This window comes from Actinokineospora auranticolor, from assembly GCF_002934265.1.
Lineage (GTDB): Bacteria > Actinomycetota > Actinomycetes > Mycobacteriales > Pseudonocardiaceae > Actinokineospora > Actinokineospora auranticolor.
On sequence record NZ_PTIX01000006.1, the window covers coordinates 111598 to 133670 of the forward strand.

24 protein-coding genes are annotated in these 22073 nt (G+C 71.3%); 4 read left to right on the forward strand and 20 right to left on the reverse strand.

All coding sequences use genetic code 11. The features are described 5' to 3' along the window. The 3 genes from CLV40_RS13190 to CLV40_RS13205 are packed head-to-tail and all read right to left on the reverse strand — an operon-like array spanning position 1 to position 1923. The gene (locus CLV40_RS13190; RefSeq protein ID WP_104479172.1) at positions 1–591 is read right to left on the reverse strand and encodes a TetR/AcrR family transcriptional regulator; all 591 of its coding nucleotides are present in this window, start codon (positions 589–591) and stop codon (positions 1–3) included. A gap of 40 nt (positions 592–631) precedes the next feature. Beyond that, positions 632–1387, reverse strand: coding sequence for a hypothetical protein (locus CLV40_RS37235; RefSeq protein ID WP_146108021.1), 756 nt, complete (start codon positions 1385–1387; stop codon positions 632–634). A 17-nt stretch (positions 1388–1404) separates the two neighbouring features. Continuing rightward, positions 1405–1923: a SigE family RNA polymerase sigma factor gene (locus CLV40_RS13205; protein WP_104479175.1), complete on the reverse strand. Its 519-nt coding sequence runs from the start codon at positions 1921–1923 to the stop codon at positions 1405–1407. Positions 1924–2057: 134 nt separating this feature from the next. On the opposite strand from CLV40_RS13205, the gene CLV40_RS13210 reads away from it, so the two are divergent. Next, positions 2058–3089, forward strand: coding sequence for a threonine aldolase family protein (locus tag CLV40_RS13210; RefSeq protein ID WP_104479176.1), 1032 nt, complete (start codon positions 2058–2060; stop codon positions 3087–3089). Here the strand turns inward: CLV40_RS13210 and CLV40_RS13215 are convergent. The 10 genes from CLV40_RS13215 to purD all read right to left on the reverse strand — a co-directional run bounded on the left by CLV40_RS13215 (position 3061) and on the right by purD (position 11675). Next, positions 3061–3834 (reverse strand): potassium channel family protein, encoded by a 774-nt coding sequence (locus CLV40_RS13215; protein ID WP_245931263.1) that lies wholly within the window; start codon positions 3832–3834, stop codon positions 3061–3063. The genes CLV40_RS13210 and CLV40_RS13215 overlap by 29 nt on opposite strands. 42 nt (positions 3835–3876) lie before the next feature. Then, complete coding sequence (locus CLV40_RS37970) at positions 3877–4047, reverse strand: hypothetical protein (RefSeq protein WP_181043478.1); 171 nt, start codon at positions 4045–4047, stop codon at positions 3877–3879. Between the two features lie 424 nt (positions 4048–4471). Then, on the reverse strand, positions 4472–5626 hold the full coding sequence (locus tag CLV40_RS13220) for a pyridoxal phosphate-dependent aminotransferase (protein WP_104479177.1): 1155 nt from the start codon (positions 5624–5626) through the stop codon (positions 4472–4474). A 59-nt stretch (positions 5627–5685) separates the two neighbouring features. Then, positions 5686–6849, reverse strand: a complete 1164-nt coding sequence (locus tag CLV40_RS13225) for a transglycosylase SLT domain-containing protein (protein ID WP_104479178.1) — start codon at positions 6847–6849, stop codon at positions 5686–5688. An 8-nt stretch (positions 6850–6857) separates the two neighbouring features. Continuing rightward, positions 6858–7157, reverse strand: coding sequence for a hypothetical protein (locus CLV40_RS13230; protein ID WP_104479179.1), 300 nt, complete (start codon positions 7155–7157; stop codon positions 6858–6860). A 68-nt stretch (positions 7158–7225) separates the two neighbouring features. After that, a complete protein-coding gene (locus tag CLV40_RS13235; protein ID WP_245931264.1) occupies positions 7226–7987 on the reverse strand; it encodes an ESX secretion-associated protein EspG in 762 nt (253 codons plus the stop codon). Position 7988: 1 nt separating this feature from the next. Beyond that, a complete protein-coding gene (locus CLV40_RS13240) occupies positions 7989–9269 on the reverse strand; it encodes a PPE domain-containing protein (protein WP_104479180.1) in 1281 nt (426 codons plus the stop codon). 10 nt (positions 9270–9279) lie between these two features. Next, positions 9280–9909, reverse strand: a complete 630-nt coding sequence (locus tag CLV40_RS13245; protein ID WP_146108022.1) for a DUF3558 domain-containing protein — start codon at positions 9907–9909, stop codon at positions 9280–9282. After that, on the reverse strand, positions 9902–10318 hold the full coding sequence (locus CLV40_RS13250) for a PE domain-containing protein (RefSeq protein WP_104479181.1): 417 nt from the start codon (positions 10316–10318) through the stop codon (positions 9902–9904). The genes CLV40_RS13245 and CLV40_RS13250 overlap by 8 nt, the downstream gene beginning before the upstream one ends. Positions 10319–10406: 88 nt before the next feature. Beyond that, positions 10407–11675 carry a phosphoribosylamine--glycine ligase gene (gene purD, locus CLV40_RS13255; protein WP_104479182.1) on the reverse strand — a complete coding sequence of 423 codons (1269 nt, stop codon included), beginning with the start codon at positions 11673–11675 and terminating at the stop codon, positions 10407–10409. Between the two features lie 1198 nt (positions 11676–12873). Between purD and CLV40_RS13260 the strand changes: the two genes are divergently transcribed. Next, positions 12874–13998: a glycerophosphodiester phosphodiesterase gene (locus CLV40_RS13260; protein WP_104479183.1), complete on the forward strand. Its 1125-nt coding sequence runs from the start codon at positions 12874–12876 to the stop codon at positions 13996–13998. Between the two features lie 69 nt (positions 13999–14067). Here the strand turns inward: CLV40_RS13260 and CLV40_RS13265 are convergent, their stop codons facing one another. After that, a complete protein-coding gene (locus CLV40_RS13265) occupies positions 14068–14328 on the reverse strand; it encodes a UBP-type zinc finger domain-containing protein (protein ID WP_104479184.1) in 261 nt (86 codons plus the stop codon). A gap of 65 nt (positions 14329–14393) precedes the next feature. On the opposite strand from CLV40_RS13265, the gene CLV40_RS13270 reads away from it, so the two are divergent. Beyond that, entirely contained in the window at positions 14394–15938 is a 1545-nt protein-coding gene (locus CLV40_RS13270) for a Na+/H+ antiporter (RefSeq protein ID WP_104479185.1), read from the forward strand. Between the two features lie 10 nt (positions 15939–15948). On the opposite strand, the gene CLV40_RS40775 is transcribed toward CLV40_RS13270, so the two are convergent. Both CLV40_RS40775 and CLV40_RS13280 read right to left on the reverse strand, forming a co-directional pair. Then, on the reverse strand, positions 15949–17184 hold the full coding sequence (locus tag CLV40_RS40775; RefSeq protein WP_104479186.1) for an RNA polymerase sigma factor: 1236 nt from the start codon (positions 17182–17184) through the stop codon (positions 15949–15951). After that, positions 17181–17837 (reverse strand): RNA polymerase sigma factor, encoded by a 657-nt coding sequence (locus CLV40_RS13280; RefSeq protein WP_181043479.1) that lies wholly within the window; start codon positions 17835–17837, stop codon positions 17181–17183. The genes CLV40_RS40775 and CLV40_RS13280 overlap by 4 nt, the downstream gene beginning before the upstream one ends. A 200-nt stretch (positions 17838–18037) precedes the next feature. Here CLV40_RS13280 and CLV40_RS13285 point away from each other — a divergent pair, with 200 nt between their 5' ends. Beyond that, the gene (locus CLV40_RS13285; RefSeq protein ID WP_104479188.1) at positions 18038–18226 is read left to right on the forward strand and encodes a hypothetical protein; all 189 of its coding nucleotides are present in this window, start codon (positions 18038–18040) and stop codon (positions 18224–18226) included. A 47-nt stretch (positions 18227–18273) separates the two neighbouring features. On the opposite strand, the gene CLV40_RS13290 is transcribed toward CLV40_RS13285, so the two are convergent. From CLV40_RS13290 to CLV40_RS13305, 4 genes are read right to left on the reverse strand one after another with little or no spacing between them, the layout of a single operon-like run. Continuing rightward, the gene (locus tag CLV40_RS13290; protein WP_104479189.1) at positions 18274–19413 is read right to left on the reverse strand and encodes an LLM class flavin-dependent oxidoreductase; all 1140 of its coding nucleotides are present in this window, start codon (positions 19411–19413) and stop codon (positions 18274–18276) included. After that, the gene (locus CLV40_RS13295) at positions 19410–20465 is read right to left on the reverse strand and encodes an ABC transporter substrate-binding protein (RefSeq protein ID WP_245931265.1); all 1056 of its coding nucleotides are present in this window, start codon (positions 20463–20465) and stop codon (positions 19410–19412) included. The genes CLV40_RS13290 and CLV40_RS13295 overlap by 4 nt, the downstream gene beginning before the upstream one ends. Next, complete coding sequence (locus CLV40_RS13300) at positions 20452–21150, reverse strand: ABC transporter ATP-binding protein (protein ID WP_104479191.1); 699 nt, start codon at positions 21148–21150, stop codon at positions 20452–20454. Before CLV40_RS13300 ends, CLV40_RS13295 begins: the two co-directional genes overlap by 14 nt. Then, positions 21138–21953 (reverse strand): ABC transporter permease, encoded by an 816-nt coding sequence (locus tag CLV40_RS13305; protein WP_374065131.1) that lies wholly within the window; start codon positions 21951–21953, stop codon positions 21138–21140. The genes CLV40_RS13300 and CLV40_RS13305 overlap by 13 nt, the downstream gene beginning before the upstream one ends. Positions 21954–22073: the final 120 nt, after the last annotated feature.

Here is a 22073-nt window from a genome sequence, read left to right on the forward strand (position 1 = left end):
TTACCGGCGCCTGCCCAGCACCTCGCGCAGCATCCGCCGAGCCGCGGCGCGGGGATCCGGGTAGACCTCGATGAGCGCGTTGACCACCGAGCCGTCGACCAGCGCGATGACCTCCTCGAGCTCGGCGGCGTCGATCTCGGCGCCCGCCCGGGTGAACGTCTCGTGCAGCAGCCCGCGCAGCTCGCCGCCCAGTTCCAGCATCAGCGGGCGCAGGTAGGGGCGGCGGCCGGTGGCGACCAGCCGCTCGTAGCGCAGCAGCACGGCCTCGGCGTCGTTGGTGTCGGCCGGGCCGAGCAGCTGGTCGAGCACCAGCTCGACCAGCTTCTCCAGGTCGCGCGGCGGCTCGGTCAACCCGTCGAGCACCGCCCGGCCCTGGGCCAGCTCGGAGCGGCCCAGGAACTCCAGCGCGGCGGCGATCAGCTCGTCGAGGGACTCGAAGTAGTACGTGGTCGACGCCAGCGGCAGGCTCGCCCGCTCGGCAACCGCGCGGTGCCGGACGGCCTCGAACCCGCCCTCGACGAGCAGGTGCGCCGCCGCCTCGACGAGCGCTTGCCTGCGGCGCTCGCCCTTGGGCGTCGTGGCGGTTGTCATGCCCGGAATTGTGCCGTCCCCGAGATCCGCGCGGGGCGGGTCAGTACCGGGGGAGCAGCTTTTCGCCGATGGCGCGCAGGCCGTCCGCGTCCAGCGGGGGCGCGGCCGAGCCGGATACCCCTTCGGAGACCAGCACGACCAGCGCGCCGGACTTGGCGCGACCGGCGTAGCGGTCGCCGGGGCGGTCGGCGCCCGGCTGGAACGCGAGCTTGGTGTCCGGCGGCACGACCATGATCGACAGCAGCCCGCGGCGGGGGCCCTCCGCCACCTCGACGGCGGCGGACTTGGCGCCTGCCAGGCACTTCACCGGGGAATCGCGCACCGCGCCGCGGTTCACGGCGGACGGGAGCTCGCCCGCGAGGGCAGCAGCGAGCCCACCGTCCGCCGATCCGCACCCACCAGGGGTGCTGTCGGCAGTAGTGCCGACTACTCCGCCTTCCGAGCCCCCCTGCTTGGGCGTCGGCTGCGGAGAGCCACTTTCGGGAACCGCGATGCGCGGACCGTCGGGAGTTACCTCGTTCGGCGCAAACGGGGTGTTACTGTCCGGAGCCACCTGAGGGGCGACCGCTGCCGAATCGTTATCGGATACGCCGGTCGTCGACCCGGAGAACAGCGTCATGCTGACCGTCACACCGGCGACCAGCACGGCGAAGCCCAGCGCCGACCCGGCGAGCACGCCGTTGCGCCTGCGGGTCAGCCTGGCCGACTCGTCGGACACGTCGCCCGCGTCGAACGAGGGCGGCGGCACGTCGCGGACCGCGTTGTTGAACAGCTCCGAGATCTTGCGCTCGTCCATCTACCTCCACCTCCCCGTCACGAACTCGACCTGAGGTCGCCCACCGCGTCACCCAGCACGTCCCGCAGCGCGGTGAGACCGCGCGCGGTCTGACTCTTCACGGTGCCCTCCGAACACCCGAGCGCCTGGGCGGTCCCCGCGACGTCGAGCCCTTCGAGGAACCGCAGGACGAGCACGGCCCGCTGCCGCGGTGGCACCCGGGCCAGCCCGTCGAGCAGCGCCGACCGGGTCGCCACCACCTCACCGACCTCGGCGTTGGAGGCCGCCACCTCCGGCACCGCGTCCACGTGCCGCTCCCGCCGCCACGGCCTGCGGGTCTCGTCGATCATCGCCCGCACCACCGACCTGCGGACGTAGGCGTCCAGGGCCCCGCGGTCCCGGATCTTGCGCCACCGGCGGTGCAACGCGACGAACGCCGTTTGGGCGAGGTCGTCCGCCCGGTGCCAGTCGCCGCAGAGCATGTACGCGGTTCTGCGCACGGCTTCCAGCCGGGCAGCGAAGTACTCCGCGAACTCCTGCTCCTCGCGTTGCTCCACGCGGACGCTCTCCGCTCGTCTTGTCTTCGGGTAAGGGACGGACGTGCCCCGCACTACGGTTGCACGGGACCCGACAGAGATGTACGCCACCCCCGCCGTCGGCCGAATGGTCGAAGCTGTGGTGTGATCGGATCGTGACCCACGCACGTCGAATCGACCTCCGCTCCGACACCGTTACCCGACCGGACGAGGCGATGCGGATCGCCATGTCCGCGGCCGAGGTCGGCGACGACGTGCTCGACCGCGACCCCACGATGCGCAGACTCGAGGACGAGGTGGCGGGCAGCCTCGGCACCGCCGCCGCGCTGTGGGTGCCCAGCGGCAGCATGGGCAACCTGATCGCGATGATGATCCACCTGCGCCGCGGCGACCGGTTCCTGGCGCCGCGCGGCGCGCACGTGTTGGAGTCCGAGCTGGGCAGCGCGGCGTGGCTGGCGGGCGGGATGCCGCAGCCGCTGGAGTGGCGCGTCGGGCCGGGGCGGGTCTCGGCGGACGACGTGCGCGCGGCGGCCACGACCGAGTCGCTCTACTTCGCACTGGAGACGCGGCTGCTGTGCCTGGAGAACACGCACAACATGGCGGGCGGGACGGTGACGCCGCCGGACGAGCACGCCCGGCTGGTGGCCGCGGCGCGCGAGGCCGGGATGCGCGTGCACCTCGACGGCGCCCGGCTGTGGAACGCGGCGGTGGCGCTGGGGGTGCCGCCCGCGGCGCTCGCGGTCGGGGTGGACAGCGTGCAGGTGTGCCTGAGCAAGGGGCTCGGCGCGCCGGTCGGGTCGGTGGTCGCGGGGTCGCGCTCGTTCGTCGCGGAGGCCCGGCGGGTGCGCAAGATGCTCGGCGGCGGCGTCCGCCAGGGCGGTGTGCTGGCCGCGACCGGCCTGCTGGCCTTGGCGCGTATCGACGAGCTGGCGACCGATCACGCCAACGCGGCGCGGCTCGCGGCCGGGCTGGTGGAGCTGGGCTGGGAGGTGGCGGCGCCGGAGACCAACATCGTCATCGCCACCGTGCCCGACACGGCGGCGGCGCTGGAGTCGCTGACCAGGGTCGGCGTGCTGGCCTGGCCGCTGCCCGGCGGCGTGCGGTTCGTCACGCACCGGGACGTGCCCGCGCACGACATCGACGAGGTGCTGCGCCGGATCAGCGTGGCGCGGAGTCCGGCGGCCTGATCAGGTCGGCCCGAAGCTGTGCGATCTCCTCGCGCAGCGCCATCACCTCGGTGCGCGTGGCCTGCTCGATGGACGCCTCGGCGCCCGCGATCTTCTCGACGAACCAGGACGCGATGACACCGGTGACCACACCGAGCAGGGCGATACCGCCGACCATGAGTGCGCCCGCGACCAGGCGTCCTTCGACGGTGACCGGGTAGCGGTCGCCGTAGCCGACGGTCGAGATCGTGGTGAGGGTCCACCAGAGGGCGTCGCCGAAGGTGGTGATGGTCGCGTTCGGGTCCGACCGCTCGGCGTCCAGCACGGCCAGGGCGGCGCCGAAGGCGACCATGAGGGTGGTGCCGCCGACGTAGATGCCGACCTGGCCCCGCAGGCTGCTGCCGACCCGGCGGTTGATGACCCGGAAGACGGTGATCAGCCGGAGGGCGCGCAGCTGGCGGACCATGGGCAGGGCGACCACGACGAGGTCGAACAGGTGCCTGCGGACGAACCGCCACTTGCGCCGGGCCAGGACCAGCCGGACGACGTAGTCCACGGCGAAGACGGCCCAGACCAGCCAGAGCCAGATCTCAAGCCAGATGTGCACGGTCGGCCAGCGGCCCGCGCTGAGCACCTGCCAGGCGTAGGCCGCGAGGAACCCCACGGCCAGCCAGGTCAGCGGCCACTCGGCGCGCGCCTCCCAGGCCGCCAGCCGCGGCTCCAGCGGGTCGTCTTGGCGCACCCCGGGGGCAAACTTGTCGGACACGCCGACATCCTCACCCCTGGGGTGCTACCTGACCAGCGCTGTTTACCTGATCTGCCGGTTGGACGCCCGGCCCTTGATCGCCCCGTAGGCCCCCACCGCGACCGTCGCCACGGCGGCGATGATCAGCAGGGTGCCCACGGCCTTGAAGATGAACCCGATCAGGCTGAACGCCACCCAGATGACGATGATCGCACCGATGATCTTGAGCACCATGTCCGCCGCCTCCCCGAAGAACGCTCGTGTCCAGTCAACGGGGGATCATGCCGCAATGTTCCCCGGACCCGGGTGCCACTTCGAGTGACTTCGGGGTGTTTGGGGGTCACTTTCCGCGATCACCCGAACGGCACCGCGGTCCGGTTCGGCCTTTCGGCGCGGTTTGGCCTTGCGGTTTGGCCTTGGGCGCGTCTCCGGCCCCGGAATCCATTCTACGGGCGGGGTCCGACGGTTTCGGGAGAAGCTGATAAGCCTGTGGATAACTCATCCGACCTGCCCTCAGGCCCAGGTCAGGCCCGCCTCGACGCCGGTTGTCCACAGGCTTGATCGTCTTCTCCCGAAACTGTCGGACCCCGCCACCAGAATTGGTTCCGGGCGGGCCGGAGGCGAGCCGGGTCGGCTTTTCGGGGGTCACCCGGGTTTGCTAGAGCCAGGTGCGGAGGCGGGTAAGGGCTTCCGAGATGTCCGCAGTGGACCCGGCGAAGGAGAAGCGGACGAACTTGCCGCCCTCTTCCGGGTCGAAGTCGATGCCGGGGACGATGGCCACGCCGGTTTCAGCCAGGAGGCGCTGGCAGAAGCTCAGCGAGTCGTGGGTCAGGTGGGAGACGTCGGCGTAGGCGTAGAAGGCGCCGTCGGCCGGGGCGACGCGGGTGATGCCGAGGTCGTTGAGGCCGGTCAGGAGCAGGTCGCGGTTCTGCGCGTAGCGGGCGACGTGGCCGTCGAGTTCGGCGTAGACCTCGTCGTCGATCGCGGCGACGCCCGCGTACTGGGAGATCGCGGGTGGGCAGATGGTGAAGTTGCCCGTCAGGCAGTCGATCGCGCGGTGCAGGCGCTGGGGGACCAGGAGCCAACCGAGGCGCCAGCCGGTCATCGCGAAGTACTTGGAGAACGAGTTCACCACCAGCGCTTCCCGGGAGAACTGCCAGGCCGACGCGGTCTCGGCGCCGTAGGAGATGCCGTGGTAGATCTCGTCGCTGATGAGCTGGACGCCGCGCTCGGCGCACCAGCCCGCGATCGCCGCCAGCTCCGCCGCCGGGAGCACGGTGCCCGTGGGGTTGGCCGGGCTGGCCACGATCAGACCGCTGATCGGCCCGACCTCCTCCAGCATCTCGACCGTCGGCTGGAAGCGGGTCGACTCGTCGCAGGGCAGTTCGACGACCTCGCAGCCGAGGGCCGTGAGGATGTTGCGGTACGCGGGGTAGCCGGGGCGGGCCAGGGCCACCCGGTCGCCCGCGTCGAAGGCGGACAGGAAGGCCAGCAGGAAGCCGCCGGAGGAACCCGTGGTGATGATGACGTCCTGGGGTGTGACGTCGAGGGAGTAGCGGGTCGCGTAGTGGCGGACCAGGGCCTCGCGCAGCTCCGGGATGCCGAGCTGCTCGGTGTAGCCGAGCGGCTGGGAGCCCAGGGCCTCGGCGGCCGCGAGGCGGACGGCCTGGGGCGCGCCGGTGGACGGCTGCCCCGCGGCCAGCGACACCAGGTCGCCGTGGGTGCGCTGCCGGGCGGCGGCCGCCGAGATGACGTCCATGACGTGGAACGGGGGGACCGCGGCGCGGGCGGCCACCGTGAGCAGATCGTGCATGGGCCCAAGGCTAGGCCGCAGCGCGAAGACTCGCGTTCACGGTCACAACGGGAGGGGTTTCAGTAGCCGACGTACCCGCCACCGCCGTGGGTGGCTTTGATGCCGGGCACGTTCGACAGCGAGCCGTAGCGGGAGATCGCGTAGTTCACGCCTGCGCAGATGTTGTCGACCGGGTTCCAGATGTTGTCGTGACCTGCGATCTTGTACGACTGGAAGGTCGGGTCGATGCACTGCATCAGGCCCTTGGACGGGGTGCCCTTGGCCGCGTTGGAGTCCCAGTTGTTGATCGCGTTGGGGTTGCCGCCGGACTCGTGCTGGATGATCTCCCAGATCAGCTGGGCGTCGGCCTCGGTGACGTTGATGCCGCGGGCCCGCAGCTCCGCGATGGCCTGCTTGATCCACTCCTGCACGTTGCCGGGCGGCGGTCCGGCGGGCGGGCCGCCGCTGGACCCGAGTCCGCCGGAGAAGCCACCACCACCTCCGCCCCCACCGCCGCCGCCGGAGTGTCCACCGCCGGAACCGCCGCTGTGGCCGTTGCCGGTCGGGGCGGCCGAGGTCTGGGGGCTCTGCCGGGCCTCCGCGGTGCTCGCCTGGGTGGTGGAGTCGGGCTGGGACGTCGGGGTCCAGTCGATGCGCTTGCCCGGGGCAGGCGCGAAGGCCTGGGTGTTGGGGTCGGGGATGGCGGAGAACTTGGGGTCGACGTGGCGGCCGCTCAGCGCGGAGGCCGCTGTGGACACCACCTGCTCCGCCGCGTTCACCTGCTCGGCGACGCGCCCTTGGTAGCCGGAGGCGATGCCGTCGACGTGCGAGCGCTTCTCCTCCTCCGGGGCGTCTTTGTTGGCGTTGAGCCAGGAGGTGGCGTTGTAGTGCAGGTCGCCGAAGATGCCTTCTAACGTGTCCCGGGCGTTTTGCAGTCCTGTGGCCGCTGTGCGCAAATCGCCCGCTGCGCCGTTGAGAACGTCGGTTAGCGCGGTCGACGCTTTGGTGTAATTGGCCATGTACGCGACAAACCCGTCAGCGGACTTGCCTTGCCAAGCATCATCGAGCTGCTTGACTGAATTGTCCACTTTGGAACCGGAGTCGGAGTTGGCAGTTGCCGCCGTAGTGAACTTCGTGCCCAAATCGCCGATAACGGCTGGCTGAGCCAGGTAGACCTTGTTCGCTGTCGCGGCCAGTTGCGCCGCGGTACCGCCGAGCGCGGCGGCGTCGTCCTTCGCGGTCACGGATCCCCCTACACCGTCAGCGACTGCTTGGCCGCCTCTTCGTTGTTCGCGACCGTCTGCCCGATGGCGTCCAAGGCGCGGTCGACGTTCCCCAGTAGCGCACCGGCGCGGTCGAGTTCGTCACCGGCCGTGGAAGCCAGCGCCCGCACGGCGTTGGCCAGCGCCGCCGAGGCGCTCAGCTCGCCGAAGACGGCGCCGTCGGCGTCCTTCGGCAGGTCGTCGCCCGCCGCGGCCACCGGGCCCGCCTGGCCGGACACCGCGGCCCGGCACTGTTCGATGGCCTGGAAGTTGTAATTCGCGCCGGACACGGATCAGCCCCCTCAGCAGTCGGTGCGCACGCGTTGGACGGGGTTGCCCGCCCCGTGGTTCCCGTGGCTCACGTCTCGTTGAGCAGTTCCCAGACGCAGCCCGCGATGCGCGCGTTGTCGGCGGGGGCGAGCGTGCTCCATCGGCGGCCGTCGTTGCTGGGGCGGGACAGGTAGACGTACCGGCCCTGGTTGGTGTCGTGGAAGGACACCACGCGCCCACCGCGCTGCCTGCGCTGGTCCCGGCCCACCCGTTCGACGCCGAACTGCCCGCGCACGCCCATGCCGCCGAGCATCGCGGCCACGGTCTGGGCCTCGTAGAGGGGCACGCCGTCCTGGTGCAGGGGGGTGATCAGGTTCTGCGGGTCGCTGCCCGCCTGCTTGGCGGCGGCGTCGAGCGCGTCGGTGGGGAGGCTGACCGAGCGGCCCGGACCGGCGGGGGCGTCCCCGGCTATCGAGACGGCGGCCTCGGCGAGCGCGGTCGCCCGGGCCGCGATGAGCCAGACTTGGCCGTTGTCGACCACGGCCAAGCCCGCTTGGTCTCCGGAGGCGACGGCGAGCGCCTTGACCTCGCGGTCGGTCCACACCCAGGCGTCGACGCTGACCTGGGCGTGCGCGAGCAGGCTGAGCCGGTCGGCCACCTCGGGGGCGGCGCGGCCGTTCTCCGCCAGCCCCCGCTGCTCCAACGCGGCGAAGGCCTCCGCGACCAGCTCGGCGCGCTCGGTGTGGGTCGTGCCGGGGCTGGGCACGTCGATCGCCACGTGCCGCAGCGGCAGCCGCTCGGACTCCCAGAGGACGTCGAACTCGAGCGCGGAGAGGACCAGGGTGGACAACTCAGTCGTCTTCGCCGAGCACGGACGGGATCACCAGGCGGTCGTCGCCGAAGACGTCGTCGGAGTCGACGCCGTACTTGCGCACGTGCTCGTCGTCGTCCTCGCCGCGGGAACCGCTGCCCGTCGCGGGCTGCATGAGCGACGAGGACGGCCTACCGGACCGCCCACCAAGACGCTCCGCATTGCGCGCAGCCCGCGCCTCCTCCTCCGGCAGAGCAGCGGCACTAAGCGCCCTCTTGGCGGCGTCGGCACCACCCGGGGAGCCCTTGCCGCCACGGACGACCTGGTCCTTCTCGGCGGTGGCACCGGCCGCGGCACCGGCACCGCCCGCACCCGCGATCCCTGCGGCGGTGGCGATCTCGCCCATGAGGGGGCCGGGGAAACCGGGCCGGAGGCCAGGGCCGAAGGGACCGGAAGAGGGCATGCCGTTGATGCCGGGGACGATCGGGCCGACACCCGAGACGCGGCCGGAGCCTGGTGAGAGCGGGTTGCCGGGGTTGCCCGGGTTGCCTCCCGGCGGGAAGCCCTCTCCGGGGGCGCCTGGATTGAAGCCGGGGGTGCCGGGGTTGAGGCCGGTGAACGGGCCCGCCTGGCCGCCGGGGCCGGTGGTGACGGGGGCGGAGCCGTTGAAGCCGCCCGGGGCGCCGCCGGGGGTGTAGGCGGCCTGGCTGGAGGTGACGCCCTGGGGGGAGGTCATGCCGGAGCCGCCCGCGACGCCTTGGGAGAGGTTCAGCTTGGGCGGGACGGGGAGGGATTGGACGCCGGTGACGAGGCTGCCGCTGTTGCGGGCGTAGTCGTTCATGGCGGCGACAGCGCGCTGGTGCGCTTCGCGGGTCCGCTCGACCTCGGCTGCGTGGTCCGTGGTGTGGCCCAGGAAGCCCATGCCCTGGTCCCAGACGGTCTTCTGGGTGGCCCCGCGCAACTCACTGCCCTGCGGCGCACTACCGCTGGTACCGGAGTAGATCTCACCTTGTGCGGTTGCGCTGTTGGACGAGTCGGTGACCGTGGGTGCGGCGTCGGCGGCATAGACACCTGCCTGCTTCGTCGCCTCCTGACCGCCCTCGGACGCCTCGCCTTCCCAGTAGACGCCGATGGCGGCGAGTTGCTGGCGCAGGGTTCGGTCGGTGTTGGCGAGTTCTTCGGCGATCCGTTGGAGGGCCGTAGCCGCGAGGTGCAGGCTTTCCGACCCCGGCCCTTCGCGCAACCTGTCCAACTGGTCGGCCAGCGCCGGGTAGCCGTAGCCCGCGAAGCGCAGGTTGCCCAGACCGTTGTCCCCTGCCATCTCCAGCCCCTTACTTCGCCAATGCAGTGATCGCCAGGTCCGCCACGTGCTCGTTCATCTGGCACATCTGGTCCAGGGTGAATCCGCCCCGCGTGTTGACCACCATGCTGAACCAGATGTGTTGGCCGGACGCGACGTCGACGGCGACCGAGCAGTCCACGGCCGTCGTCTGCTTCGCGCCCTTCAGGTAGAAGCGCGCGGCGGCGTAGCCCGCCACCGTCGCCTGCTCGGCATCGACATTGCGTTTACCGCTGAGCCAGGGCTCGATGCCCTCATTGGTTATCAGCCTGGCCAGGTATCGGTAGCCGCCCGCATCGCTCACCAGGTACGCGCATTCCTTGGCACCCTTGTAAACGCTGACATCGGAGGTGCGAGGTTCGGCCTTATTGATTTCGAGTTGGGCCATCTGAGCCGCGGTGAGCAGTTTGCACGGATCGACGGCGTCGATCTTGATCTCCTTCGGCCGGGGAGGCAACTCCACTCCACTCGGCCGCGACGCCTTGGACGTCGATTCCGGAGAGCCGGTCGGCGGAGTGTTCTCCACCGGTACGGCAACGCCCCCGGATGTGGAGGTGCACGCGGCACAAGCCATCGCGAGCACCACCGCCGACGCCACCGCGGCGCCCAGCTTGTTAGGCACGCGCGCCTCTCCCCAGGGCCGCGGTGATGCTTTCCTCGCTGTGGCCGTAGCTCTTGGCCGTGTTGGCCAACTGCTCGACCAGCGACTCCAACCCCGTGATGTACTCGCCGATCCGACCGCGGTAGGAGTCCAAGTCGAAAACGAGGCGGTTGTTCCATGCCTCCGCCACGCGGACGCTGACCTCGTCCTCCCCGGGAGGGGCTACCTGCAATCCGTCGCTCGCCGAGTCGACCGTTCTCCGGAGCGATTCCGCCTGGGTGTCGATGATCTTCGCGGCGGCGAGGACGTTGTCCTTGTTGACGACGAAGCGGCCGCCGCTGGGGGCGGTGGCGTGCAGGAGGGTCTCGCTGAGCCTGTTCATGGTGTCGACCAGGCCAAACATGCCGCCAGGCGACTGGTCAGCGGTCATGGCTCGCACCCCCGGGTACGCATCGTGACGGTGTGGTCTCGTTCGAGGCTACCAATGGGGTGGGGGCGCGAGCCCCGACTTCGGGGAACTACCGGGTGGCGGGCACGCCGATCTCACCGTTCAGGGCACGCAGGGCGATGTCCGTGCGGTGGTGGGAGCCGGGCAGGTGGATGGCGTCGACCTTGCGGTACGCCTCGACGCGGGCGGCGGCGAGGTCGTCGCCGGTGCCGACCACCGCGAGGACGCGACCACCCGCGGAGACCAGGGCGCCGTCGTCGCGGCGGCGGGTACCCGCGTGCAGGACGCCGTCGGCCTCGGCGCCGGTGATGACGTCGCCCGTGCGCGGCCTGCCGGGGTAGTTGTCGGCCGCGACGATGACGGTGACCGCCGCCCCCTCCGCCCACTCCAGCGGCGGGTGCGCGGCCAGCTCGCCCTTCGCCGCGGACAGCAGCAGCCGGGACAGGGGGCTGCGCAGCAGGGCCAGCACCGACTCGGTCTCCGGGTCGCCGAAGCGGCAGTTGAACTCGATGACCTCGGGGCCGTTGGACGTCAGCGCGAGGCCCGCGTAGAGCAGGCCGGAGAACGGGTTGCCGCGGCGCGCCATCTCGTCGACCACCGGGCGGATGATGTCCCGGACCACGTCGTCGACCAGGCCGTCGGGCGCCCAGTCCAGCGGGGCGTAGGCACCCATGCCGCCGGTGTTGGGGCCCGCGTCGCCGTCGCCGACGCGCTTGGAGTCCTGGGCGGGCAGCAGGGGCACGACCGCGCCCTCGGCGTCGACCACGCAGAACAGGGACACCTCGGGGCCGTCGAGGAAGCTCTCCAGCAGCACGGGGTGGCCGCCCTCGAGCAGCGTCATGGCGTGCGCGCGGGCCGTGGGCAGGTCGGGGGTGACCACGACGCCCTTGCCCGCGGCGAGCCCGTCGTCCTTGACCACCCAGGTCGGCCCGAACCGGGCCAGCGCCGCGTCCAACCGCGCCGGGTTGTCCACGATCTCGCTCTGCGCGGTCCGCACCCCGGCGGCGTTCATCACATCCTTGGCGTACGCCTTGGACCCCTCGATCCGCGCGGCGTCGGCGCCGGGGCCGAAGCAGGCGATCCCGGCCGCCCGCACGGCGTCCGCCACGCCCGCGACCAGGGGACCTTCGGGGCCGATGACGACGAGGTCGGCCTGCCACTTGGCGGCCAGCTCGGCCACGGCGGTGGGGTCGGCGGGCTCGACGCCGTAGGACTCGGCCAGCGCCGCCGTCCCCGCGTTGCCCGGCGCGCACGCCAACGCGACGACCTCGGGATCCTTCGACAAAGCCAGGACCAGGGCATGTTCGCGGGCGCCAGACCCGACAACCAGGACACGCACGGTGGACGAGCCTAGATGCTCGTCTCCGGCGGTCCGCACCCGGCTCGGCATGCGGTGCGGGTCGGCGGGCGGTGGATTTCACTCGGTTGAGGGACGAGAGTTATCCACAGGCAAGATCGACTGGGCCCATTTCCGCAGGTCAGCCCGGTAGAATTGGCGGCGGGGGAGGCCCCCGGGGTGGGTGGGCCATGCCGTTGGGGCGGTTGGGCGTGAGCAGGGTGTTTGCGGTGTTGGGTGCTGCGAGGTCGCTGGGTTCGAGGCGCGGTTCTTGTGGTGAGGCCGGTTCGGATCTTGGAGGACGACCGCCGGGGCTTGGGGGTTCACGCGGCGGGGAAATGCAGGAGAGGTGGCGGCCTCGCGGCTGCGGCGTGTCTCGCGCGGCGGAGTGAGTGGTGAGGCGGGTTCTGCGTTTAGGAGGGCGGCGGCGATTGCACCCGTGTGGGGTACAGAAGTTATCCACAGGCAAGATCGACTCTGCCTATTTTGCCTGGTCAAGCCGGTAGAATGGGCTTGGGGGACGCCCCCTGGGTGGGTGGGCCATGTGTTGAGGGGCGGCGGGCCGAACAGGTGGCTGGGCCGGGTGGGCGGAGTGGGGGCTCGGTCGTGGGTGGAAGGTGCTGGAACGAGCGCGGTGAGTGGGTGAGGCGCGCGCTGGGAACGTGCTGGCGCGTTGGGCGGGAGGAAGCGGCGTCTTGGGTGGGACCGAGGGAGGCGCTGAGGCCGGGCAACGAGTTGGGTGGCGCGTGAGGTGGCGTGGGCGGAACGGCGAGTCGGGTGGCGCATGAGCCGGTGTGGGCAGGCCAGGGAGATTGGTGGCGCATGAGCCGGTGTGGGCAGGCCAGCGAGTCGGGTGGCGCGTGCGGTGGCGTGGGCGGGACGGCGAGTCGGGTGGCGCGTGAGGTGGTGCGGGCAGGCCAGCGAGTCGAGTCGCGCATGAGCCGGTGTGGGCAGGCCAGCGAGTCGGGTGGCGCATGAGCCGGTGTGGGTGGGGCAGGGAGATTGGTGGCGCGTGAGGTGGTGCGGGCGGGGCAGGGAGTTGGGCGGCTGGATGGTGTGGTGTCGCTGGACGGGTGGGTTTGGGGCGAAGGTGGGGCTGGAGGGCGTTCATCCGTACGTTGGCGGGGTTTTGGGTGGGGGTGGGGTGGATTTTCCTGTTGGGGGTGAGGGTTGCGCGGTCACCTGGAGGTAGGAGGAATCCATGGCCGCTGTCCGGACCATCGGCGTTGCCGTGTCGGCGTTGGCGTTGTTGGGGGTTGCCACGATGACGAGCGCTAGCGCCTCGCCCGATCAGGGAGGTGAACGGCACGGGCAGCAAGCAGTTCCCCTGGTGCTCGGGCACCGGGGCGCCTCGGGCTACCGGCCGGAGCACACGCTGGCCAGCTACGAGTTGGCGGCCCGCATGGGGGCCGACTACATCGAGCCCGACCTGGTCTCCACCAAGGACGGCGTCCTGGTCGCCCGCCACGAGCCGGAGATCGGGGGCACGACCGACGTCGCCAAGCACACCGAGTTCGCCGACCGCAAGAAGACGAAGGTGCTTGACGGGGTCACGCTCACCGGGTGGTGGACGGAGGACTTCACCCTGGCCGAGCTGAAGACGCTGCGGGCGGTGGAGCGGATCCCGGAGCTGCGGCAGGAGAACACGATCTTCAACGGGCGGTACCAGGTGCCGACCTTCCAGGAGGTCATCGACCTGCGCAAGCGGCTGTCGCGGGAGTTGGGGCGGGAGATCGGGATCTACCCCGAGACCAAGCACCCCACTTACTTCCGGTCGATCGGGCTCGAGTTGGAGCCGAAGCTGGTTGCCACGTTGGAGCGCAACGGGCTGAACCGGCGGGACGCGAAGGTGTTCGTCCAGTCTTTCGAGGTTGGCAACTTGAGGTCCCTCAGCCGGAAGCTGCGGGTGCCGCTGATCCAGCTGACGTCCGCCTCGGGCGCGCCGTACGACTTCGTCGCGGCCGGTGACAAGCGCACCTACGCCGACCTGGTCACCCCGGCCGGGCTGCGCGAGGTGGCCGGGTACGCGTACGGCATCGGGCCGGACAAGAACCAGGTGATCCCCCGGGACGCGGCGGGCAACCTGGCGCAGCCGACCGCGCTGGTGGGCAACGCGCACGCGGCCGGGCTGAAGGTGCACCCGTACACCTTCCGAGCGGAGAACAACTTCCTGCCCGTGAACTTCCGGTCATCCGCGGTGCCGTCGGAGTACGGCGACCTGTTCGGTGAGCTGGCCGCCTTCTGGAAGGCGGGCGTGGACGGTGTGTTCACCGACAACACCGACATCGCCGTCGCCTCCCGCGCGGAGACCTTCCCGCGCCGGTGACCTCAGCATCGGGGCCCGCCACCGGTTCGGTGGCGGGCCCCATCGCTTTTGTCCTGAGTTGACGCAGTGTCAGACGATGCGGTCGTCGACGAAGCACCAGCGCCAGGTTTCACCCGGTTCGTACGATCGCATGACCGGGTGATCCGTCTCACGGTAGTGCCCGGACGCGTGCTTGCCCGGACTGGAGTCGCAGCACCCGACATGCCCGCAGGTGAGGCATAGTCGCAGGTGGACCCAGTGGCGGTTGCCCGCGGCCACGCACTCCGCGCATTCGTCGGCGGCGTCGTCGCGGACGTCGGCGGGCAGGGTCTCGGTGTGTTCGCAGGCCATCGCCCGCTCCTTTCCGGCTGGCGGTCGCGTGGGTAATCCTTGCGTACGACGACGAGGAGGTACGGGTGGATCTGCTCCTGCTGCTGGCGGGATCGCTCGCGGTGGCCGCGTTGGCGCGCAAGTTCGACTGGCCCGCGCCGCTGCTGCTGGTCGCCGTGGGGCTCGTGGTGTCCTTCATCCCGGGGATACCCGATTTCCACCTCGACCCCGAGTTCGTGCTCCTGCTCGTCCTACCCCCTCTGTTGTACTCCGCCGCGCTGGACAGCTCCTACCTGGACATCAAAGCCAGTATCCGTCCGATCGGCCTCTTGGCGATCGGGCTGGTGTTGGCCACTACGGCCGTGGTGGGGCTTGTGGCGCACATGGTCGTGCCCGGTCTCCCGTTGGCGTCCGCGCTGGTTCTCGGCGCCGTAGTGGCGCCGCCGGACGCGGTGGCGGCGGTGGCCATCGGGCGGCGGTTGGGCCTACCGCGTCGGGCGATGACGTTGTTGACCGGTGAAAGCCTGGGGAACGACGCGACCGCGCTTACCGCGTTTCGGGTGGCGGTGGCCGCAGCGACCGGGGTGGCGGCGTTCTCCTGGTGGGACAGTGCGCTGACGCTGCTGATCACGTCCGTCGGCGGTATCGCGTTCGGCCTGGTGCTGGGCATCGTGGTGCACGCGATCCGGTTGCGGCTGGGAGACGGCATCCTGGAAAGCGCGCTGGGGATGTTGGTGCCGTTCGGTGCGTACTTGCTCGCCGAAGAGGTGCACACGTCGGGTGTGTTGGCCGTAGTGGTGGCTGGGCTCTACTTGGGCCACAACGCGCCCGCGGCGGGTTATTCGACGCGGTTGCAGGAGACCGCGGTGTGGCAGTCGGTGGACGTACTGCTGGAGTCGCTGGTCTTCGCGCTGATCGGCCTGCAACTGCGGAACGTCGTGTCCGAGGCCAAGCCGGGCTGGGAACTGCTGGTCGCGTCCGGGATCGTGCTGGTGGCGGTGATCCTGGTGCGGTTCCTGTGGGTGTTCCCCGCCGCGCACCTGCCGCGGTGGCTGTTCCCGGGCATCCGCAAGCGCGAGCCGAAGCCGAACTGGCGGCACCTGACGGTGATCTCGTGGGCGGGTATGCGGGGTGTGGTGTCGCTGGCGGCGGCGGCCGCGATCCCGCTGGACATGCCCGGTCGGGACGTGGTGATCCTGCTGACCTTCGTGGTCACCGTGGGGACGCTGCTGATCCAGGGCATGACCCTGCCCGCGCTGATCCGCAGGCTGGACGTGCGCGCCACGGACGGGCAGGACCGGGCGCTGGCCGAGGCGCAGGTGCAGAACTCCGCCGCCCGCGCCGCCGTCGACCGGCTCGACGAACTGATCAACGACGACGACGTGCCCCCGCACCTCGCCGACCGGCTGCGGGCCCTGGCCGAGCACCGGGGCAACGCCGCGTGGGAGCGGCTGGGCAGGCAGGAGACGGAGAGCCCGGCCGCCACGTTCCGCAGGCTGCGCAGGCAGATGCTGGAGGCGGAGCGGGCGGTGTTCGTCCAGGCGCGCGACCGCGGCGAGATCGACGACGAGATCTTGCGGAGGGTGCAGCGGGAGCTGGACCTGGAGGAGGCCGTGCTGGCCCGGGAGTGAGCTGGGCGGCTCAGTCCGGGTCGCCTTCGTAGTAGAGGACGCGCAGGGCGTTGAGGCAGCGGCCCCGGGTCGGGCCGATGCTGCCCGGGGGCAGGTGGAGGCGCTCCGCGAGGAGCCGGTGCTCGGCGCGGCCCGCCAGCACCGCGAGGCGGAGGAGTTCCTGGCAGCGAGGATCCAGGCGGTGGAAGGCACGCCACAGGGTGCGGTCACGCTCGGCACGCACGGCTTCGCTCTCCGGAACCGGTTCGGGGCCGGGGACGTCGGCGGACAGGGCGCCATCGCGTTGGTGGGCGCGGCGGGACTCGCGCCTGGTGGTGGTGATGAGCCAGCCGAGCAGGGCCCCTGGTTCGTTGATGCTCTCGACGTGCCTCAGCAGGGCCAGCCAGACCGTTTGCACCACGTCCTCGGCGGTGGAGCGGTCGAGTCCCTGCCCGCGGGCGACGTGCCACAGGACCGGGGACAGTTCTACGACCAAGGCGTCCAGGGCCCGCCGGTCTCCATCGCGAGCCGCGACGACGCAGGCGGTGTGGCGAGCGGTACCGGTGAGGGCCGCCCACGGCGGGCCGTCGACCTCGCCGCCGACCGCGATGGCGAGGCCGCCGGGGCGCCGGTCGTGGCGGCTGGGTTCCCGAACGGGGACGGCGGTGAGCAGGGTGGTGCGGGCGCGCAACAGGGCGTCCGCGACCTCGCCGACAGTGCTCTCCAGGGCCTCGGCGGTTTGCCGGTCTGTCAGGCCCAGGAGAACCCGCAGGACGACGATCTCGCGCAGTCGGGGATGGAGGTCCGCCAGCGCGGTGTCGATCTCCGAGCGGGGCGGTGAGGGGGCCTGTCGGGCGGCGTGCCGGACGCGGGTGGTGGTGACGCCCAGGACCAACGGCAGCAGGGGCTTGTGGCCAAGCAGGGTGATCACTCCCGAAACCGCCGACTCGACGACGTCAGGGACATCCTCGACCACCTTCACCTCGCAGTAAGCGCGGATCAGCGGGAGCACGCCTGCCCGGACTCGTTCCGGGTCGGTTTCGTTGTCGAGGCGGGGGTCCCACAGCGCCGATGTCGAGAGGCGGCCGTGGACGAAGGCGGTGAGGCGGTCGATCTCGGCGGGCAGCAGGGGGCGTGGTGGTTCCGGCTCGCGGACGGGCACGTCACCCGCGACGATCGAGTGCGTGGCCGGGGCGCGGTCCCGCAACTCGACGGCGGCCGGGTCCCCCAGCGAGGACGCGGCGAGCAGGTCGTCGAACTCGGTCATGGCTGCCGCCCCTCTCCCCGGGCTCGGTGTCGTTGGCGGTGCAGCAGACCCTCCACGGCGCGGGGCGTGGTGTCGATCAGGTCGGCGATCTCGGCGTGCGTGTACCCCTGGGCGTGCAGGACGACGGCTCGGCGGGTCCGCTCGTCGGGGATGTCGTCGAGGGCTTCGCGCGCGGTCAGGGCGGTGACCGCGAGGTCTGCCGGGTCGACCGCGTGCCGGTCGCCGTTGACCTCGGTCAGCGGCGCGTGCCGCTCCTGCTCACCCAGCCACCGGCGGTAGTGGTTGGGGAAGGACAGCACGCAGTTGCCCATGAAGTAGGTGCGGATGCTCGCGCCGCCGTCCGGGTTCCACCCGGTGCCTTCGCCCGCTCGCCTGCGGAAGTCGTTGAGCGCCGTGGTGACGGTGAGGTTGGCCAGTTCGGCGCGGTCGTCGTCGGTCCAGTACCACGGCGGTGCGGGCAGGGCGCGGTTCTGGTTGGCGCAGAACGCGAACATCTCCCCGCAGCGCAGCCAGGCCATCACGGTGGCGTACCCGTACCTGGCGAGGTCGTCGGCGAACCGGTCCCAGTTGCGACCACGGAATCCCTCCAGGGCGAGGACGTCGTACACGGCGATGTCGTGTCGCCGCCGCTCGGCCTGTTCGTCGGCTGGCATCGGGCCGTCCGTCACCTCCTCGACCGCAGGGGTTGTACCGGCGTGCGGGACCTCGTCCGGCTTGTAGGTCGCGCCGGGCCCGGTACCCCACGGCCATTGTGCGGTTTTCTCCCGACCGGGAAGACGCGTGGGTACCGGTGGGGGTGCCGACCTACAAGTCACCGTTCGCCAAGCACCGACCTCGACGAAGGGTGCGCCCCATGCCCGCATCTGGTCCGCCGCCGCTGCTCACCGTCCGCACCGCGGTCATCCTCACCCTTGGCCTGCTGTTCGGGGCCTTGGTCGGCGGGTTGACCTTCCTCGGCGGCGGCGCGGTCGCCGTCGCCGTGTTGAGTGGGATCACCGGTACCGGTGGCTCGATCGCCTTCCTGCACAAGGTCGTCCACTGACACGAAGAGGGGCCTCGCCACCGCGAGGCCCCTCTTACGTGAGTCACCTATGAAGCGGCCACGGGCAACGTCCCTGCCGCGGTCGGGTTCGAGCCGACCAGGAGGCCTCGGCGAGCCAGTTCGGGGCGGACGCCTTCGCCGAACCAGTAGGCCTCTTCGAGGTGGGGGTAGCCGGAGAGGACGAACTCGGTGATGCCGATCGAGTGGTACTCCTCGATCAGGTCGGCCACCTCCGCGTGGCTGCCGACCAGTGCCGTACCCGCGCCGCCGCGGACCAGGCCGATGCCCGCCCACAATCCCGGGTGCACCTCCAGGCCGCGCACCCCACGGTCCAAGCCGCCCTTGTGCAGCTCCAGCATGCGCTGTTGGCCGACGGATTGGCTGGCGGACAGTTGGGTTTGGGCGGCAGCGACGGTGGACGGGTCCAGGGCGTCCAGCAGGCGTTGGGCTTCGGACCAGGCTTCGGTGGAGGTGTCGCGGCTGATGGTGTGCAGGCGGATGCCGAAGCGGAGGGGGCGGTCGGGGGCCAGGGCCCGGACGCGGTTGATCTTCTCGGCGACCTGGGCCGGTGGTTCGCCCCAGGTCAGGTACACGTCGGCGTGGCGGGCGGCGACGGGGAGCGCCGCGTCGGAAGAGCCGCCGAAGTAGATCTCGGGGAGTGGGGTTGGTGGGCGCAGGGCGGTGGCGCCGACGACGCGGTAGTGGTCGCCGTCGAAGTCGTGGGGTCGGCCGGTCCAGATGCCCCGCACGATCGACAGGAACTCGTCGGTGCGGGCGTAGCGGGTGTCGTGGTCGAGGAAGTCGCCGAAGCGTTCCTGCTCGACGGCGTCGCCGCCGGTGACGACGTTGAGCAGCAGCCTGCCCCGGGAGATCCGCTGGTAGGTGGCGGCCATCTGGGCGGCCAGGGTCGGGGTGACGGCACCCGGGCGGAAGGCGACGAGGAACTTGAGCCTGCTGGTCTCGCGGATGAGCGCGGCGGTGACCAGCCAGGCGTCTTCGCAGAAGGTGCCGGTCGGGGTGAGCACGCCGGTGAACCCCAACTGCTCGGCAGCGCGCGCCACTTGGGCCAGGTAGTCGATGTCGGGCTCGCGGCGCGCGGAGTGCTCGGCGCGGTTGGCGTGGAAGCGTTCGACGACCGTGCGACCGTCGCCCGAGGTGGGGAGGAACCAGTGGGTGGTGACGCTCATTTCTGCGCTCCGGACTTGGCGACCCCGGCGACGTCCGCGGTGAAGCGGCGGTCGACGAAGTCGGCGAAGGTGAACTTGGTGGGCAGGACACCGGCGTCGACGAACGCGTCGGCGAGCTTCTGCTCACCGGCGATCACCGCGTCGTCCAGGCCGATCGGGCGGTCGAGCCCGCGCCGCGCCGCCTCCAGGGCGACCTCCGGCTTCAGGCCCGTCTCCTTGGCCCACACCGCTGCGCGCTCGTCGGTGTGGCTCTTGGCGTAGTTGAGGGCCTTGGCGTACCGGACGACGTAGTCGCGCAGCGCGGTGTTCTTACCCGGATCTCCCAGCGCGGCACGACCGGCGACCAGGAACCCGTAGCCGTTGGTCAGCGAGTCCGGTCCGGCCTCGGTCTGCCCCTTGCCGCCGCCGGGGGTGCCGGTGCCGTCGATGAGCACCCGCGCGTTCGCGTCCCGCAGGGCCTGGGTGGTGTACGGGTCCCAGACCGCCCAGGCGTCGACCTGCTTCTGGGTGAACGCGGCGTACCCCTCGGACGGCTGGAGGAAGCTCAGCTGCACGTCGGAGACCTTCAGCTTGGCCCGCAGCAGCAGGTTGAGCACGACGCCGTGCGCGGAACTGCCCTTGGCCACGCCGATCCGCTTGCCCTTCAGCTCCTCGATCGAGCGCAGCGGCGAGTCGCCTGGCACGAGCACGGTGTCGCTGGAGACGTCACCGGTCTGCGCCGAGACCACGGCGATCTTGGCCTTGGCCGCGGCGGCGAACAGCGGCGGCGTGTTGCCGACGACCCCGACGTCGATCGCGCCCGCCGACGCGGCCTCCAGCAGCGGCGGCCCCGAGGTGAAGGTCGCCCACTCCACCTTGTACGGCAGGTCTTTGAGCAGGCCCGCGGCCTCCAGGTACGACTTCTGGCCACCCTTCTGGTCGCCGATCTTGAGCGTCACCCCGGCCAGGTCGGCCGCGCCGACGGTGTCCGGCACCGCCGCCGGGGTGGTCGGACTCCCACAGCCCGCCAGCACCAGCAGGGCGGCGAGGGGCACGAGCTTAAGCAGTCGCACGGTCGGTCACTCCCAGGTCCGCGAGCACCGCGGCGCGGATGTCGATGTGGTCGGCGGCGCGGCGCGGCCGCGGGTGGTCGAGCGGGTACTCGGCGGCGATGCGGCCGTCGTCGAGCACGAGGACGCGGTCGGCGAGCAGCAGCGCCTCGTCGACGTCGTGGGTCACGAGCAGCACCGCGGGCCGGTGCCGCTGCCACAGGCCCTCCACCAGCCGGTGCATGGCCAGCCGGGTCAGCGCGTCGAGGGCGCCGAAGGGTTCGTCGAGCAGCAGCAGGTCGGGTTCGCGGACCAGCGCGCGGGCCAGCGACACCCGCTGCGCCTCGCCGCCGGAGAGGGTGCGCGGCCAGGCGTCGGCGTGGTCGGCGAGCCGCACCTCCTCCAGCGCGCGCACCGCCACGTCCCGCCCGACCGGGGGATGCAGCCCCAGCACGACGTTGCGCCACACGCGCCGCCACGGCAGCAGGCGCGGCTGCTGGAACGCCACCGACACCCCACCGTCCACTGTGGCCGCTCCCTCGACGTCGGTGTCCAGCCCCGCCAACACCTTCAGCAACGTCGACTTGCCGGACCCGCTGCGCCCCAGCAGCGCGACGAACTCGCCGGGCGCGATCTCCAGGTCCACCCCGCGCAGGACCGCGCGCTCACCGAACCGCTTGGTCAGCCCGCGCACCGTCACACCCGCCACCGCAGTGCCCTCCTCTCGACCAGGCGCACGATCGCGTCGGTGGCCAGCCCCAGGGCCGCGTAGACCACCAGGCCGACCACGATGACGTCGGTGCGCAGGAACTCCCGGGCGTTGTTGATCAGGTAGCCGAGCCCGCTGCTGGCGTTGACCTGCTCGCCGACGATCAGCGACAACCACGCCACCCCCAGGGACTGGCGCAGCCCGACCAGCGTGTTGGGCAGCGCCGACGGCAGCACGACGTGCACCAGCCGCTCGGTGCGCGTGTAGCCCAGGGCCGTGGTGGCCTCGATCAGGTGGCTGTCGACGCCGCGGATCCCCGAGTGCACGTTGAGGTACAGCGGGAACGCGACCCCCAGCGCGACCAGCGCGATCTTGGGTTCCTCACCGATGCCGAACCACAGGATGAACAGCGGGATCAGGCCGAGGAACGGCAGCGTGCGCAGCATCTGCACGGGTGGGTCGACCAGGAACTCGCCCCAGCGGGACAGGCCCGAGACCACACCGAGCCCGAGCCCGATCACCGCGCCGACGGCGAAGCCGATGCCGACGCGGGTGGTGGACACGACGAACGCGTCGCCGAGTTCACCGGTACCCGCGAGTTCGACGCCGGTCCGCAGCACGGTCCACGGCGAGCTGAGCTTGTCCGGCGGTAGAAGACCGGTCTCACAAGCGATCTGCCACAGCGCAACTATCGCAAGTGGACTTATCCAGCGGCGCAGGTCGGGCAGCCGCCTTCTTCGCCCGGTCGGCAGATCTGTCGTGGTGTCGACGCGCGCGGGCGCGCTCAAGGTCGAGACGGACACGGATTCCCCCGTCACTGTGAGATGGGGCGGCGAGAGTTGCGACATGGCGTCGGTTCTCTCGAGGCGATCGCGGGTGCGAGATCGCGCCGGTTTCTGGACTGAGCGGGTTGGGGCGGCCCT